Source organism: Bradyrhizobium sp. LeoB3, from assembly GCF_055456055.1.
The window spans coordinates 18,351-34,509 of sequence record NZ_JBVBEF010000081.1; the positions used below are offsets into that span (position 1 = coordinate 18,351).

The following is a 16,159-nucleotide window of genomic DNA, read 5'->3' on the forward strand; positions in this document are numbered from 1 at the left end:
TATGACCGATCCAACCGCTGGTTCCGTCAATGCCGAATTGCTCGCCGAGCCGCGGCTCGTTGTCGAGCCCGGCGCTGCGGCGCGCGTGTCAGCAGTTGCCACCCCGGTCCTGCAGGGACTGGGCTACCGCCTGGTGCGCATCAAGATCACCGGCGATGCCGGCTGCACCGTCCAGATCATGGCGGAACGGCCGGACGGCTCGATGCAGATCGAGGATTGCGAGGCGATCTCGCGAGCGCTGTCACCGGTGCTCGACATCGCCGATCCCATCGACCGGGCCTATCGGCTGGAGATCTCGTCGCCGGGCATCGACCGCCCCCTGGTGCGGCGGTCGGATTTCGAGCGCTATGCCGGCCACCTCGTCAAGATCGAGATGGCGGTGGCGCATCAGGGCCGCAAGCGGTTCCGCGGCACCCTGAATGGTGTCGAGGGCAACGCGGTGCGCCTACATCGGGATGACACACGCGAGGGCGAAGATGCACAGACCTTGCTGGTGATGGAAGACATCGCCGAAGCAAGGCTGGTGCTGACCGACGAGCTGATCGCCGAATCGATGCGGCGCGGCAAGGCTCAAGAGCGCGAGCTGCGCCGCGAATTGGGGCTGGCCCCGCCACAACCCGCGCATGCGAAAAAAAGCGATCCGAGCAAGAGCCATAAGCCGAAACAAGGGACCGGCAAGAAGCCGGCCCCGAAGAACACCAAACAACACCGCCTCGCCGCCGAACGGCTGCGCCGGGGCGAGACCGAGCCTGACGAAGGAGACTAGCCATGGCAGTCAGCGCCAATCGACTTGAACTGCTGCAGATCGCCGACGCCGTCGCGCGCGAAAAATCGATCGACCGCGGCATCGTGATTGCCGCGATGGAGGACGCCATCGCGAAAGCGGCGCGCGCCAGGTACGGCAGCGAGACCGACGTCCACGCGGAGATCGACCCCAAGAAGGGCGAACTCCGCCTGTCGCGCCACATGCTCGTGGTCGACGTGGTCGAGAATGCTTCCAACCAGATTTCGCTCGCCGACGCCCAGCGCGCCAATCCCGGCGCCCGTGTCGGCGACACCATCGCCGACACGCTGCCGCCGCTCGAATACGGCCGCATCGCTGCGCAGTCGGCCAAGCAGGTGATCGTGCAGAAGGTGCGCGAGGCCGAGCGCGACCGGCAATACCAGGAATTCAAGGACCGCATCGGCGACATCGTCAACGGCGTCGTCAAGCGCGTCGAATATGGCAGCGTGATCGTCGACCTCGGCCGTGGCGAGGCCATCATCCGCCGCGACGAGATGCTGCCGCGCGAAGTGTTCCGCAACGGCGACCGCGTCCGCGCCTATATCTTCGACGTCCGCCGCGAGACGAGGGGCCCGCAGATCTTCCTGTCGCGCACCCATCCGCAATTCATGGCGAAGCTGTTCGCGCAGGAAGTGCCCGAGATCTATGACGGCATCGTCGAGATCAAGGCAGTGGCCCGCGATCCCGGCTCGCGCGCCAAGATCGGCGTGATCTCGCGCGATTCGTCGGTCGATCCGGTCGGCGCCTGCGTCGGTATGCGCGGTTCGCGCGTGCAGGCCGTGGTCAACGAATTGCAGGGCGAGAAGATCGACATCATCCCGTGGTCGCCCGACATCGCGACCTTCGTCGTCAACGCGCTGGCGCCCGCCGAAGTCGCCAAGGTTGTGATCGACGAGGACCGCGAGCGCATCGAGGTCGTGGTGCCCGACACCAACAACCAGCTTTCGCTGGCGATCGGCCGCCGCGGCCAGAACGTCCGCCTTGCCTCGCAGCTCACCGGCTGGGATATCGACATCCTGACCGAGCAGGAAGAGTCCGAGCGTCGTCAGGCCGACTTCGAGAATTCGACCCGCGTCTTCATGGAGGCGCTCAATGTCGACGAAGTCGTCGGCCAGCTCCTGGCGTCGGAAGGCTTCACCTCGGTCGAGGAACTGGCGCTGGTGGATGTGAAGGAACTCGCCGGCATCGAAGGCTTCGACGAGGAAACCGCGACGGAACTGCAGAACCGCGCCAAGGAATATCTGGAGCAGCTCGAGGCCGAGCTGGAAGCCAAGCGCAAGGAACTCGGCGTCGAGGATGCCATGAAGACGGTCCCCGGCATCACCGCGAAGATGCTGGTCAAGCTCGGCGAGAACGACGTCAAGACCGTCGAGGATCTCGCCGGCTGCGCCACCGACGATCTGGTCGGCTGGACCGAGCGCAAGGACGGTGGCGAACAGACCAAGCATGCCGGGTTCCTCGACGGGATCGATATCTCCCGCGAGGACGCCGAGGCGATGATCATGCAGGCCCGCGTAAAGGCCGGCTGGATCACCGAGGCCGACCTCGCCAAGCAGAACGCCGAGGCGGAAGCCGCCGAAGAACCGACGGCGTAAGGAGATGGCCCGCGCATGCTCGCAATGGCTGACCCCGATCTGGATCATGGGCCGCGGACCGAAAAGTCCGCGACCATGCGGATGTGCGCGGTCAGCCGCGAGGTGCGCCCGATCGACGAGCTGATCCGCTTCGTCGTCGCCCCCACCGGCGAGGTGATCGCCGATGTGAAACGCAAGCTGCCGGGGCGAGGCCTCTGGCTTTCGGCCTCGCGCCGCACGGTTGCGGAAGCGGTCCGGCGTCACCAGTTTAACCGGGGATTCAAGCGCGACGTCCGCGTCGCGGCGACTCTGCCCGATGATACCGAAGCGCTGCTGGTTCGCAGCAGCCTCGAGGCGCTGGCGATGGCCGCCAAGGCCGGCCAGGTCGTTTCCGGCTTCGGCAAGGTCGAGGACGCGTTGTCGCAGCGGGAAAGACCCCTAAGTCTGATCCATGCTTCCGATGCGGCCCCCGACGGCGTCCGCAAATTGGACGCGATCCTGCGGCAAAGGGGCCGAAAAGATGAAGATTCGCCGAAAATATCTGTCGTCACCGCGCTGACATCGGCAGAATTGGATTTGGCACTGGGCCGGTCAAATGTGATACATGCTGCCCTGCTCGCGGGCCCGGCGAGCAAGACGTTCCTGTCGCGCTGCCAGCTTCTGGTCCGATACCGGATGGCCGACGACGACAAGACCGCCGATGCGGCCAGAAATTCTAGCTAGAGCATGATCGGGAAAAGGGGAAACCGGTTTTCCGAAAAGATCATGTTCAAACAACAAGATGGAGCGGGATGACGGTCCGAGGACAGTCATTTCGGTCTTTTGGAACTGCGACGATAACGCGTGCGAAAAGGCACAACGCTAACGAGATTAGGACTGCTGAATGGTTGATACCAAAACCCCTGGCGACAAGACTTTGAGTGTCCCGAGCAAGACCTTGACGCTGAAGCCACGCGTCGAGACGGGCACCGTGCGCCAGAGCTTCAGCCATGGCCGCAGCAAGCAGGTTGTGGTCGAAAAGCGCGGCAAGCGCCGCGTCGGTGGCGACGGTCCCGGAACCGAGGCGCATGCGCCGGAGCCGGTAGCGGCCAAGCCCGCGCCGGCGCCCGCCAGGCCGCTCGGTCGTCCCGGCGGGTCTTCCCCATCGCAGCGCAACGCCGGCGGATCGGGCGTGGTGCTGCGTAGCCTGACCGAGGACGAGCGGTCGGCCCGCGCCAGCGCACTCGCCGACGCCCGGCAGCGTGAGGTCGAAGAGCGCCAGCAGGCCGAAGAGGAAGCCAAGCGCCGCGCCAGCCGCGAAATCGCCGAGCGCGCCGAGCGTGAAGCCGCCGAAGCCCGCCGGCTGGCCGAAGAGGAACGTCATCGCCAGGAAGAGGAAGCCAAGCGCAAGGCCGAGATCGAGGCCAAGCGGCGCTTTGGCGAGGGCGAAGCGAAGCCCGCCGCGGCAGCCAAGCCAGCGGCCGCAGCAGCCCCTGCGCCGGCGGCTCCGGCCCGTACCCCATCGACCCCGGGCCGCACATCTGCGGCCCCGGGCCGCACGTCAGCGACCCCGGGACGCACGTCAGCGACCCCAGCACGTGCACCAGCGTCGGCTCCAGCGGCGAAGGCGCCGGGCGTCGCCGCAGAGCCCGATGAAGACGAGGGTCCGCGGCAGGTTCGTCGTGGTCCCGGCGGTGCCATGCGCCCCGTGGCCGCCCCGAAGACCACCCACAAGCCGGGTCCGCAGAAGGAGCGTGGCCGCCTGACGGTTGTGACCGCGCTCAACGCCGACGACGTGCGCGAACGCTCGATCGCGTCCTTCCGCCGCCGCACCCAGCGCCTCAAGGGCATCAGCGCGAACGAGCCGAAGGAAAAGCTGATCCGCGAAGTCACGATCCCGGAAGTCATCACCATCCAGGAACTCGCCAACCGCATGTCCGAGCGCGCGGTCGACGTCATCCGCATGCTGATGAAGCAGGGCGCGATGCACAAGATCACCGACGTGATCGATGCCGACACCGCGCAACTGATCGCCGAAGAACTGGGGCACACGGTCAAGCGCGTGGCTGCGTCCGACGTCGAGGAAGGCCTGTTCGACGTCGTCGACGATTCCACCGATACCGAGCCGCGTTCGCCCGTCGTCACGGTCATGGGCCATGTCGACCACGGCAAGACCTCGCTGCTCGACGCGCTTCGTCACGCCAACGTGGTCTCCGGCGAAGCCGGCGGCATCACCCAGCATATCGGCGCCTACCAAGTGTTGTCGCCCGAAAGCGGCACGAAGATCACCTTCATCGACACGCCCGGCCACGCCGCGTTCACCGCGATGCGCGCGCGCGGCGCCAAGGTCACCGATATCGTGGTGCTGGTGGTCGCGGCCGATGACGGCGTGATGCCGCAGACGGTCGAAGCGATCAATCACGCCAAGGCCGCCAGGGTTCCGATCATCGTCGCAATCAACAAGATCGACAAGCCGGACGCGCGGCCCGAGCGCGTGCGCACGGAATTGCTGCAGCATGAGGTGCAGGTCGAATCGCTCGGCGGCGAAGTCGTCGATGTCGAAGTCTCCGCCAAGAACGGGACCAACCTCGACCGGCTGCTCGAAATGATCGCGCTGCAGGCCGAAATCCTCGACCTCAAGACCAACTCGCAGCGTCCGGCCGAAGGCACCGTGATCGAGGCCAAGCTCGACCGCGGCCGTGGTCCGGTGGCGACCGTGCTGGTGCAACGCGGCACGCTCATGGTCGGCGACATCATCGTCGCCGGCGCCGAGATGGGCCGCGTCCGTGCGCTGATCTCGGACCAGGGCGAGAATCTCGACGAAGCCGGTCCGTCCGTGCCGGTCGAGGTGCTCGGCTTCAACGGTCCGCCGGAAGCCGGCGATCGGCTTGCGGTGGTGGAGAACGAAGCCCGTGCCCGCCAGATCACGAGCTACCGCGCACACCAGAAGCGCGAGAACGCCGCCGCCTCGATCTCGGGCATGCGTGGCTCGCTCGAGCAGATGATGTCACAGCTCAAGACCGCGGGCCGCAAGGAATTCCCGCTGATCGTGAAGGCCGACGTGCAGGGCTCGCTGGAAGCGATCCTGGGCTCGCTGGAAAAGCTCGGCACCGAGGAAGTCGCCGCCCGCATCCTGCATGCCGGCGTCGGCGGCATCTCGGAATCCGACGTCACGCTGGCGGAAGGCTTCAACGCCGCGATCATCGGCTTCTCGGTACGCGCCAACAAGGAGGCGGCCGCCGCCGCCAAGCGCAACGGCATCGAGATCCGCTACTACAACATCATCTACGATCTCGTGGATGACATCAAAAAGGCGATGTCCGGCCTGCTCGCGCCGACCCTGCGCGAGACCATGCTCGGCAACGCCCAGATCCTGGAGGTGTTCAACATCTCCAAGGTCGGCAAGGTCGCCGGCTGCCGCGTCACCGACGGAACGGTCGAACGCGGTGCCAATGTCCGCCTGATCCGCGACAACGTCGTCGTGCATGAAGGCAAGCTGTCGACGCTGAAGCGCTTCAAGGACGAAGTGAAGGAAGTCGTCGCCGGCCAGGAATGCGGCATGGCGTTCGAGAACTACGGCGACATGCGTGTCGGCGACGTGATCGAATGCTACCGTATCGAAACGATCCAGCGCTCTCTGTAAGTCCAAGTCTTACGAAGCGCGGGAATTTCGAGCTGAACCGTCATGCCCCGCCACCGGGTCTCGCCTTTGGCGAGCCCGATGACAGGCTCCGGCGGGGCATCCGGTATTGCAATTGATTCTAGGCGCAAAATACTGGATCACCCGCTTTCGCGGGTGATGGCGACAATTTGGGATTTTAGATAATGCCCCGTCATCAGAAGAAGAGTTCCGCCGCCGGCGGCTCGCAACGTCAATTGCGCGTCGGCGAGACCGTGCGCCATGCGGTTGCCGAGATTCTCTCGCACGGTGATGTCCACGATCCGGATCTTCAAGGCCACATCATCACCGTTCCCGAGGTGCGAATGTCGCCGGACCTGAAGCTCGCGACCATTTATGTGATGCCGCTCGGCGGACGCGACACCGAGACTGTGATTGCTGCGCTCGACCGCAACAAGAAATTTCTCCGCGGCGAGATCGCGCACCGCGTTAACCTGAAATTTGCACCTGACATCCGCTTCCGCGTCGACGAACGATTCGACGAAGCGGAACGTATCGAGAAATTACTGAGAACACCTGCGGTGCAACGCGATCTTGCACCCGATTCGGACGACGAGTGAGATGACCGTGACGACCGCAAACCCCGTGATCGAATCGCAAGACGTCGATTCGCATGCGGATGAAGAAAAAATTTCGGCGCCTGCGCGCGGCAACGAGACGCGTCGCGTCAACAACGATCCGCGCCAGAAGCAGAAGCAGCAGGGCAACCAGCCGCGGCGCGACAAGCGCGACGTCCATGGCTGGGTCGTGCTCGACAAGCCGATCGGCATGACGTCGACGCACGCCGTCGCGGTGCTGAAGCGCCTGTTCCAGGCCAAGCGCGCCGGACATGCCGGCACGCTCGATCCGCTCGCCTCGGGCGGATTGCCGATTGCGCTCGGCGAAGCCACCAAGACGGTTCCGTTCGTCATGGAGGGCCGCAAGCGCTATCGCTTCACGGTGGCCTGGGGCGAGGAGCGCGACACCGACGACATCGAGGGCCGCGTGGTGGAGACCAGCGAACTTCGCCCCTCGGCCGAATCGATCCAGGAATTGCTGCCGCGCTTCACCGGCGTGATCGAGCAGGTCCCCCCGCAATATTCCGCGATCAAGGTCCAGGGCGAGCGGGCCTATGATTTGGCGCGGGACGGCGAGAAGGTCGAATTGCAGCCCAGGCCGGTCGAGATTCACGAATTAACCCTGGTGGAACACGGAGATGGCGGCCAGTCCGTGTTCGAGGCCGAATGCGGCAAGGGAACCTATGTTCGTGCTTTGGCCCGGGACATGGGGCGGATTCTCGGCTGTTTCGGCCATATCTGCGCGCTCAGGCGGACCGTTGTCGGTCCGTTTACCGAAAGCGACATGATTCCGCTGGAAGAATTGGAGGCTTTGTGCAATAGAGCCGCGTCTGGCGAGGGCAGCCTCGCCGACGCGCTTTTGCCCGTTGAGACCGCGCTGGACGACATCCCGGCACTGGCCGTCACACGGGCGGATGCGGCGAGGCTCCATCGGGGCCAAGCCGTTTTGTTGCGCGGACGGGATGCGCCCAGTAGTAGCGGCACAGTCTATGTCACGGTGGCAGGCCGGCTTCTCGCGCTTGCCGAGATTGGCAATGGCGAAATCATCCCCAAGCGCGTGTTCAACCTGACCGGACTGACTGCCAGTTCGGCTCGCAACCATGGAAGTATTTGACGATGTCGATTACCGCCGAACGTAAAGCGGAAGTCATCAAGACGAATGCCCTCAAAGCCGGCGACACCGGCTCGCCCGAGGTTCAGGTCGCGATCCTGTCGGAACGCATCAGCAACCTCACCGAGCACTTCAAGACCCACGGGAAGGACAACCATTCACGCCGTGGCCTCTTGAAGCTCGTGTCGACGCGACGCTCTCTCCTCGACTACATCAAGAAAAAGGACGAGGCGCGTTACAAGGCATTGCTAGAAAAGCATAACATTCGTCGTTGATTTCAAGACTACGCGCGCAAGATTAGCGCGCGTTTTCGCATGATCTTCCGAGAGACCGGAGTTTCAACCGTTCGGAGACGATCATGCGCAAGAGCATGAACGTGACGACCGCATGTCGCACGCACTCATGCTCAAGCCTCGAGCATGACCCGGTTTCCGGAAAGACCATGCTCAAACCTAAAGTGCCCAGCAGCAATCCGGCCGCCGGGCGGGGCAAGATGCCCGTATGAACGAAAGGATGGACGCCATCCGGAACTTGAGAACCATGGCAGGATCGCCGGATACTGATCACGACTTGCGATCAGTGTCTCGCCATCTTGCGCATGGTTTTTGCGTTTTGGGGGCCCGCTCTTTCGTGAAACCATGAAAGAAGACCAAAATGTTTACGACCCATTCCGTGGAGATCGACTGGGGCGGACGTCCGCTCAAGCTTGAAACCGGAAAGATCGCCCGGCAGGCCGATGGCGCCGTTATGGCGACCTATGGTGAGACCGTGGTGCTTGCCACCGTCGTCGCCGCCAAGACGCCCCGCGAAGGCGTCGACTTCCTGCCGCTGACGGTCGACTACCAGGAGAAGGCCTATGCCGCGGGCCGCATCCCCGGCGGCTACTTCAAGCGCGAGGGCCGGCCGACCGAGAAGGAGACGCTGGTCTCCCGCCTGATCGACCGCCCGATCCGCCCGCTGTTCGTCGACGGCTGGCGCAACGAGACGCAGGTGATCATCACCACCCTGTCGCATGACATGGAGAACGATCCGGACATTCTGGCGATGGTTGCCGCTTCCGCGGCGCTGACGCTGTCCGGTGTGCCGTTCAAGGGCCCGATTGGAGCGGCTCGCGTCGGCTTCGCCAACGACGAATATGTGCTGAACCCGACGCTGGACGAGATGAACGAGACCCAGCTCGATCTCGTCGTAGCCGGTACCGCGGACGCCGTGCTGATGGTGGAATCGGAAGCCAAGGAGCTGAACGAAGACGTCATGCTCGGCGCCGTGATGTTCGGCCACCGCCACTTCCAGCCGGTCATCAACGCGATCATCGAGCTCGCCGAGAAGGCCGCGAAGGAGCCGCGCGAGATCACCCCAATCGACAATTCGGCGATCGAAAAAGACATGCTCGGCCTGATCGAGCGGGAGCTGCGCACCGCCTATGCGATCCCGATCAAGCAGGAGCGCTATGCCGCGGTCGGCGCCGCCAAGGAAAAGGTGATGGCGCACTTCTTCCCGGAAGGTCAGGAGCCGAAATACGACAAGCTGCGCGTGGCCGACGTGTTCAAGGAGCTGGAAGCGAAGATCGTCCGCTGGAACATCCTCGACACCGGCAAGCGCATCGACGGCCGTGACGTCAAGACGGTGCGCAACATCGTCGCCGAAGTCGGCGTGCTGCCGCGCGCCCACGGTTCGGCGCTGTTCACCCGCGGCGAAACCCAGGCGATGGTCGTGACCACGCTCGGCACCGGCGAGGACGAGCAGTACATCGACGCGCTGTCCGGAACGTACAAGGAGACGTTCCTGCTGCACTACAACTTCCCGCCCTACTCGGTCGGTGAGACCGGTCGCCTCGGCGGCACCAAGCGTCGCGAGATCGGCCACGGCAAGCTCGCCTGGCGCGCGATCCATCCCGTGCTGCCGCCGCACCATGAATTCCCCTACACGGTGCGCGTGGTGTCTGAAGTCACAGAGTCCAACGGCTCGTCGTCGATGGCCTCGGTCTGCGGCGCCTCGCTGGCACTGATGGACGCTGGCGTGCCGTTGAAGCGGCCGACCGCGGGTATCGCGATGGGCCTGATCCTCGAAGATCAGCGCTTTGCGGTGCTCTCGGACATCCTCGGCGACGAGGATCATCTCGGCGACATGGATTTCAAGGTCGCCGGCACTGACCAGGGCATCACCTCGCTGCAGATGGATATCAAGATCGAGGGCATCACCGAGGAGATCATGCGCGTCGCACTTGGCCAGGCCAAGGAAGGACGCATCCACATCCTCGGCGAGATGTCCAAGGCACTGACCGCGGCGCGCGCCGAGCTCGGCGAATACGCACCGCGCATCGAGACCTTCAAGATCCCGACGGACAAGATCCGCGAAGTGATCGGCACCGGCGGCAAGGTGATCCGCGAGATCGTCGAGAAGACCGGCGCCAAGATCAACATCGAGGACGACGGCACCGTGAAGGTCGCCTCCAATGACGGCGAGGCGATGAAGGCCGCGATCAAGTGGATCAAGTCGATCACCTCCGAGCCGGAGATCGGCCAGATCTACGAGGGCACCGTGGTCAAGGTGATGGAGTTCGGCGCCTTCGTGAACTTCTTCGGCGCCAAGGACGGCCTCGTCCATATCAGCCAGCTCGCGGCCAACCGCGTGCAGAAGACCTCCGACGTCGTCAAGGAAGGCGACAAGGTCAAGGTCAAGCTGCTCGGCTTCGACGACCGCGGCAAGACGCGGTTGTCGATGAAGGCGGTCGACCAGGAGACCGGCGAGGATCTGGAGGCCAAGCAGAAACCCGACGCGCCGGCGCCGCGCGAAGCCGCCGGCGAGTAAGCGCCTAGAGCATATTCGGCTCTGATTGAATCAGAGCCGAAGCTCTAGATTCTTGTTTTGACGCGTTTTCTTCATGCGAACCGGTATCCACTTCGCTCGAAAACGCTCTAAACACAATAGAATAACTAAAAAAGGGCGGCCTTGATGGCCGCCCTAAGTTTATGTGGGGCTTTGCAAATCAACCGTGGCTGATGGCCGTGTGCGGTTTGGCCGCGATATCGTGATCGTACTTTGTCGGAACCGCTTCACGTCCTGCGCCTACAATAAGACACCATGCTTTCCTTAATCCCGGAGGTCACGATGTCATTCCTGTCCCGCCGCCGCCTGATGATGGCCGCAACCGGCCTCGTCGCCGCAGCCGCTTCGCCGCGAATGGCGTTCGCGCAAGGCTCGGCCCCGCCGCCTGCCGGTCCGTTCAAGGTGGATCCGCTGCCCTATCCCGCCAATGCGCTGGAGCCGCATATCGATGCGCTGACGATGCAGATCCATCATGACAAGCATCACCAGGCCTATGTGAACAACGTCAACGCGATCGCCAAAGATCATCCGCAGATCGCCGAAAAGCCGGTCGCGGATGTGCTCGCCAATCTGAACAACGTGCCCGAGGCGGTCCGCGCCGGCGTCCGCAACAATCTCGGCGGCCACGCCAACCACACCATGTTCTGGCAGATCATGGGACCGAATGGCGGCAAGCCGGAAGGCGAGGTGCTCGCCGCGATCGACCGCGATCTCGGCGGAATGGAGAAACTACGGACCGACTTCAACGCGGCCGGCGGACGCGTGTTCGGTTCGGGGTGGGTGTTCGTCACCGTGACCAAGGACGGCAAGCTCGCACTCGAGACCCGGCCGAACCAGGACAGCCCGCTGATGGACGGCAAACGCACACTGTTCGGCAACGACGTCTGGGAGCACGCTTACTATCTGCATTACCAGAATCGCCGCCCTGACTATCTGCAGGCCTGGTGGAACACGGTGAACTGGAAGGCGATCGGCGACCGCTACGCGGCCGCAAAGGCAGGCACGCTCGGCGTGTAGTCCACGCGCGACAGAGCAGTCTCATGCGGCCGCGGGCGCGATATCGTCTCCGGCCGCTTCGCTGCACCGCCGAACTTCAAGAGCAAGCTTCCCTTCACGGCGCCCCAGAGCTTCGGTTCTGATTGAATCAGAACCGAAGCTCTGGACTCTTGTTTTGACGCATTTTCTTCACGCGAACCGGCGCCCACTTCGCTCGAAAACGCTCTAGAATTGGCCGTTGCCAATGCAAGCGTTCGGAGCGATGAACGCGTCTTCGCCCGTGAAAGGTTCAGCCCCATGATCCAGCTCTATTGGTCGCCTCGTTCGCGCTCGTTCACCTGCCTGTGGCTGATGGAAGAAACCGGACTGCCGTATGAGCGCGTGCTGACCGACATCTCGACCGGCGCGCAGAAGGCGCCGGAGTTCCTGAAGGTCAATCCGATGGGCAAGGTGCCGGCCTTGAAGGACGGCGACGTCGCGCTCGGCGAAGCTGCTGCGATCTGCGCCTATATTGCGGATCGTTATCCGGAGAAGAAGCTCGCGCCGGCGCTGAACGACCCGAAGCGCGCACGATATCTGCAGTGGCTGTTCTTCGCGCCGAGCTGCATCGAGCCGGCGCTGATCCAGATCTTCACCAAGCTCGAGGTGCCAGCCAGCACCGCCGCATGGGGCACCGCGACACAGGTGTTCGACGTACTCGACACCGAGCTGCAGAAGGGACCGTGGATTCTCGGCGAGGATTTTTCCGCCGCCGATATCGTGGTCGGCTCTGGCCTGAACTATGCGGTGCGGCTGTTCAAGATGGTGCCGTCGCGGCCGTCCTTCGAGGCCTATATCGATCGTTGCACCGCGCGTCCGGCATTCCAGCGCGCGGAGAAGATTGCCGCGGGTTAGCTCTTGTAGGGTGGGCAAAGCGCAGCGTGCCCACCATTCACGATCGGTGCAAGAAAAGGTGGGCACGCTGCGCTTTGCCCACCCTACGATTTCTGGATGCCCCGCATGCGCGGGGCATGACGGCTGAGATTATTCAGCCTTCAGGTCTTCCGGCCGCGGCATCGAGATCACGTTGTAGCCGGAATCGACGTAATGGATTTCGCCGGTGACGCCGCCGGAGAGATCGGACAGCAGATAGAGCGCGGAACCGCCGAGCTCATCAAGCGTGACGCCGCGGCCGAGCGGCGAATGCTTCTGCTGGAACGCGAACATCGCACGCGCATCGCCGATGCCCGAGCCGGCGAGCGTGCGCACCGGACCCGCTGAAATCGCGTTGATGCGGATGGCGCGGGAGCCGAAATCGGCGGCGAGATAGCGCACCGAGGCTTCCAGCGCCGCCTTCGCGACCCCCATCACGTTGTAATTGGGCATCACGCGCATCGAGCCGCCGAAGGTCAGCGTAATCATGGCGCCGCCGGTTTCCGGCATCAGCTCGGCTGCGCGCTTGGCCAGTTCGGTGAAGGAGAAGCAGGAGATCAGCATGGTGCGCGAGAAGTTCTCGCGCGTAGTGTCAGCATAGCGGCCCTTCAGCTCGTTCTTGTCGGAGAAGGCGACGGCATGGACGAGGAAATCGAGCTGACCCCATTGCTCGCGCAAGGCTGCGAACACCGCATCGACGCTGGCGAGATCCTCGACATCGCAGGGCAGCACCGTGTCGACGCCGAGCGACTGCGCCAGCGGCTTGACGCGCTTGCCGAGCGCCTCGCCCTGATAGGTGAAGGCGAGCTCGGCGCCCTGCGCATGGAGCGTCCTGGCAATGCCCCAGGCGATCGAATGATCATTGGCGACGCCCATGATCAGTCCGCGCTTGCCTTTCATCAGGTCCTGCATCGTGCTCACCACTCTCTTTCTTCGTCATGCCCGGGCCTGTCCCGGGCGTCCACGCGCTTTCGGCGCCTATGGCAAAGACGTGGATGGCCGGGACGAAGCCCGGCCATGACGGTGAATCAGCCAGTCAACTGGCTAACAATCTCACGCATCCAGCCGCTTGAACACCAGCGTCGCGTTGGTGCCGCCGAAGCCGAACGAATTCGACAACACGGTGCCGAGCTTCGCATTGTCGATGCGCTTGCGCACGATCGGCATGTCGGCGAACACAGGGTCGAGCTCGGTGATATGCGCGCTCTCGCAGATGAAGCCGTTGTTCATCATCAGAAGCGAATAGATCGCCTCCTGCACGCCGGTGGCGCCGAGTGAGTGGCCGGTCAGCGCCTTGGTCGCCGAGATTGGCGGGCATTTCTCGCCGGTGCCGAACACCTTGCGGATCGCCTCGATTTCCGGCGGATCGCCGGCAGGCGTCGAGGTCGCGTGCGGATTGATGTAATCGATCGGAGTATTCACCGTCGACAGCGCCATGCGCATGCAGCGCTCGGCGCCTTCGCCCGAGGGCGCCACCATGTCGTAGCCATCGGAGGTCGCGCCATAGCCGACGATCTCGGCATAGATGCGTGCACCGCGCGCCTTGGCGTGCTCCAGCTCTTCCAGCACCACGACGCCGGCGCCGCCGGCGATGACGAAACCGTCGCGGTTGATGTCGTAGGGGCGCGAGGCGGTGGCCGGCGTATCGTTATATTTCGACGACATCGCGCCCATGGCGTCGAACAGCACCGACAGCGTCCAGTCGAGTTCCTCGCAGCCGCCGGCGAAGATCACGTCCTGCTTGCCCATATGGATGATCTCGGAGGCATTGCCGATGCAGTGGTTAGACGTCGCGCAGGCCGAGGAGATCGAATAGTTCACGCCCTTGATCTTGAACCAGGTCGCAAGCGTTGCGGAAGCGGTCGACGACATGCCTTTGGGAACCGCGAACGGACCGACCCGCTTCGGGCCCTTGGTGCGCGCGATGTCGGCGGCCTCGACGAGGGTCCGCGTCGACGGCCCGCCCGAACCCATGATGATTCCGGTGCGCTCGTTGGAGACTTCGTCCGCCTCAAGCCCGGCATCGCGGATCGCCTGCTCCATCGCCACGTGATTCCATGCCGCACCGTCGGCCAGAAACCGCATCGCGCGGCGATCGATCACCTCAGCCGGCTTGAGCGTCGGCGCGCCTTGCACCTGCGAACGGAAGCCGAGCTCGGCGTATTTCTCCGCTCGGGAAATCCCGGACTTCGCCTCGTGAAGGCTCGCAAGCACTTCCTGGGTGTTGTTTCCGATGGACGAGACAATGCCCATCCCGGTGATGACAACCCGCCTCATGATCGCCTCGCCCTGCCGTTAGTTTTCTGTGCGATGGTTTCGGTCACGCCGGGGCCGTGCCCTGCTTGAACAGCCCAACCTTCAAATCCTTCGCGCGATAAATAATCTCGCCATCCATGGAAAGCCAGCCATCGGCAATGCCGAGCACCAGCCTCGAGCGCATCACGCGCTTAATATCTACGTTGTACACAACCTTGCGCACATTCGGCAGAACTTGGCCGCCGAACTTCAGCTCGCCAAGACCGAGCGCCCGCCCGCGTCCTTCGCCGCCGATCCAGCCGAGGTAAAAGCCGACCATCTGCCACATCGCATCCAGGCCGAGACAGCCGGGCATGACGGGATCGTTCTTGAAGTGGCAGCCGAAGAACCAGAGATCCGGTTTCACATCGAGCTCGGCGCGCACCAGTCCCTTGCCGAACTCGCCACCGGTCTCGGAGATCTCGCTGATGCGGTCGAACATCAGCATCGGCGGCAACGGCAACTGGGCATTACCGGGACCGAACATCTCGCCCCTGCCGCACGCCAGCAAATCCTCGTACTCATAACCGCTGCGCCGTTCCAGCATCCTCTTTCCACTCTCCTCAATGTCCCGGTGAAGCGCTCTCGAACGAACCGGACCGTTTCCCCGGCGGGACAAGATTCCCCGCAACGCGGCGCTACCTTGGGTGCGAACGGCGTCTCTACCGAATTCGCATATGTGGTCCGCGCGCTCTGTAACATAGGCATGAAGGCGCGGCAAAGTGTCGGAATGGGTTAAATTGCTGCATCCCCAGAGGGTTCCGGTCGGGCCGCTTTGGTTGGCCCCAGTTGCGAGAAACTTGCATCTGAAGGATTTCCTTCTTATAGTCTTTGGAATATTGCCCGAGTTAGGTGTCTAGAGTGCATATGAGCGACGAAGTTCCGCATGTGAGCGATGACGCTAGTCAGATCGCCCGCGGCCCCGGTCATCAGCCGGCGCTGACCGGTTGCCCATGGCATGACGTCAATGAAATGCTGCAGGCGGCAGGCCTTCGGCCGACCCGTCAGCGCATGGCGCTGGGCTGGCTCCTGTTCGGCAAGGGCGCCCGCCATCTGACCGCAGAAATGCTTTACGAGGAGGCGACGCTCGCGAAGGTTCCGGTGTCGCTGGCCACCGTCTACAACACGCTGAACCAGCTCACCGATGCGGGCCTGCTGCGCCAGGTCAGCGTCGACGGCACCAAGACCTATTTCGACACCAACGTCACCGCGCATCACCATTTCTACCTCGAGAACAACCACGAGCTGGTCGACATTCCCGACCCGCATCTGGTGCTCTCCAAGATGCCGGATATCCCTGAAGGCTACGAGATCGCGCGCATCGACATGGTCGTGCGGCTGCGCAAGAGGCGCTGATCCTTGTCGCCCCTGCTTTCGCACTAGGGAGTGTACAAATCTCGGAGCGCCCATCCCTTGGCCATGGTCTGCAATGTGTCGAGGCCG

The 16,159-nt window shown here is 63.6% G+C and carries 15 protein-coding genes; 11 read left to right on the forward strand and 4 right to left on the reverse strand.

Annotation, left to right across the window (positions count from 1 at the left end):
* Window position 1: 1 nt before the first annotated feature.
* The 4 genes from rimP (at window position 2) to infB (ending at window position 5,980) form a co-directional block, all read left to right on the forward strand.
* Entirely contained in the window at window positions 2–766 is a 765-nt protein-coding gene (rimP, locus tag ACZXDY_RS34530; RefSeq protein WP_464348605.1) for a ribosome maturation factor RimP, read from the forward strand.
* A 2-nt stretch (window positions 767–768) separates the two neighbouring features.
* On the forward strand, window positions 769–2,379 hold the full coding sequence (nusA, locus tag ACZXDY_RS34535; RefSeq protein ID WP_130227498.1) for a transcription termination factor NusA: 1,611 nt from the start codon (window positions 769–771) through the stop codon (window positions 2,377–2,379).
* Window positions 2,380–2,394: 15 nt separating this feature from the next.
* Window positions 2,395–3,081 carry an RNA-binding protein gene (locus ACZXDY_RS34540; RefSeq protein WP_464348606.1) on the forward strand — a complete coding sequence of 229 codons (687 nt, stop codon included), beginning with the start codon at window positions 2,395–2,397 and terminating at the stop codon, window positions 3,079–3,081.
* Between the two features lie 160 nt (window positions 3,082–3,241).
* Window positions 3,242–5,980: a translation initiation factor IF-2 gene (infB, locus tag ACZXDY_RS34545; protein WP_464348607.1), complete on the forward strand. Its 2,739-nt coding sequence runs from the start codon at window positions 3,242–3,244 to the stop codon at window positions 5,978–5,980.
* Window positions 5,981–6,117: 137 nt separating this feature from the next.
* On the opposite strand, the gene ACZXDY_RS34550 is transcribed toward infB, so the two are convergent.
* Entirely contained in the window at window positions 6,118–6,291 is a 174-nt protein-coding gene (locus ACZXDY_RS34550; protein WP_456644316.1) for a hypothetical protein, read from the reverse strand.
* Between ACZXDY_RS34550 and rbfA the strand changes: the two genes are divergently transcribed.
* The 6 genes from rbfA (at window position 6,214) to ACZXDY_RS34580 (ending at window position 12,403) form a co-directional block, all read left to right on the forward strand.
* On the forward strand, window positions 6,214–6,576 hold the full coding sequence (gene rbfA, locus ACZXDY_RS34555; RefSeq protein WP_464348608.1) for a 30S ribosome-binding factor RbfA: 363 nt from the start codon (window positions 6,214–6,216) through the stop codon (window positions 6,574–6,576). The two genes, ACZXDY_RS34550 and rbfA, sit on opposite strands and share 78 nt — an antisense overlap.
* A gap of 1 nt (window position 6,577) precedes the next feature.
* A complete protein-coding gene (truB, locus tag ACZXDY_RS34560; protein ID WP_464348609.1) occupies window positions 6,578–7,687 on the forward strand; it encodes a tRNA pseudouridine(55) synthase TruB in 1,110 nt (369 codons plus the stop codon).
* Between the two features lie 2 nt (window positions 7,688–7,689).
* On the forward strand, window positions 7,690–7,959 hold the full coding sequence (gene rpsO / locus ACZXDY_RS34565) for a 30S ribosomal protein S15 (protein ID WP_028168438.1): 270 nt from the start codon (window positions 7,690–7,692) through the stop codon (window positions 7,957–7,959).
* A gap of 379 nt (window positions 7,960–8,338) precedes the next feature.
* Complete coding sequence (pnp, locus tag ACZXDY_RS34570; protein WP_464348610.1) at window positions 8,339–10,495, forward strand: polyribonucleotide nucleotidyltransferase; 2,157 nt, start codon at window positions 8,339–8,341, stop codon at window positions 10,493–10,495.
* A 300-nt stretch (window positions 10,496–10,795) separates the two neighbouring features.
* Window positions 10,796–11,530, forward strand: a complete 735-nt coding sequence (locus tag ACZXDY_RS34575) for a superoxide dismutase (protein WP_464348611.1) — start codon at window positions 10,796–10,798, stop codon at window positions 11,528–11,530.
* Window positions 11,531–11,806: 276 nt separating this feature from the next.
* Window positions 11,807–12,403 carry a glutathione S-transferase family protein gene (locus ACZXDY_RS34580; RefSeq protein WP_464348612.1) on the forward strand — a complete coding sequence of 199 codons (597 nt, stop codon included), beginning with the start codon at window positions 11,807–11,809 and terminating at the stop codon, window positions 12,401–12,403.
* Window positions 12,404–12,532: 129 nt separating this feature from the next.
* Here ACZXDY_RS34580 and fabI read toward each other — a convergent pair whose 3' ends face one another.
* From fabI to fabA, 3 genes are all read right to left on the reverse strand, one after another.
* On the reverse strand, window positions 12,533–13,333 hold the full coding sequence (fabI, locus tag ACZXDY_RS34585; RefSeq protein WP_028167276.1) for an enoyl-ACP reductase FabI: 801 nt from the start codon (window positions 13,331–13,333) through the stop codon (window positions 12,533–12,535).
* 141 nt (window positions 13,334–13,474) lie between these two features.
* Complete coding sequence (gene fabB / locus ACZXDY_RS34590; protein WP_464348613.1) at window positions 13,475–14,698, reverse strand: beta-ketoacyl-ACP synthase I; 1,224 nt, start codon at window positions 14,696–14,698, stop codon at window positions 13,475–13,477.
* 43 nt (window positions 14,699–14,741) lie between these two features.
* On the reverse strand, window positions 14,742–15,263 hold the full coding sequence (gene fabA / locus ACZXDY_RS34595; protein ID WP_027580962.1) for a 3-hydroxyacyl-[acyl-carrier-protein] dehydratase FabA: 522 nt from the start codon (window positions 15,261–15,263) through the stop codon (window positions 14,742–14,744).
* Between the two features lie 320 nt (window positions 15,264–15,583).
* Between fabA and irrA the strand changes: the two genes are divergently transcribed.
* Window positions 15,584–16,072 (forward strand): iron response transcriptional regulator IrrA, encoded by a 489-nt coding sequence (irrA, locus tag ACZXDY_RS34600; protein WP_028167278.1) that lies wholly within the window; start codon window positions 15,584–15,586, stop codon window positions 16,070–16,072.
* Window positions 16,073–16,159 lie beyond the last annotated feature (87 nt).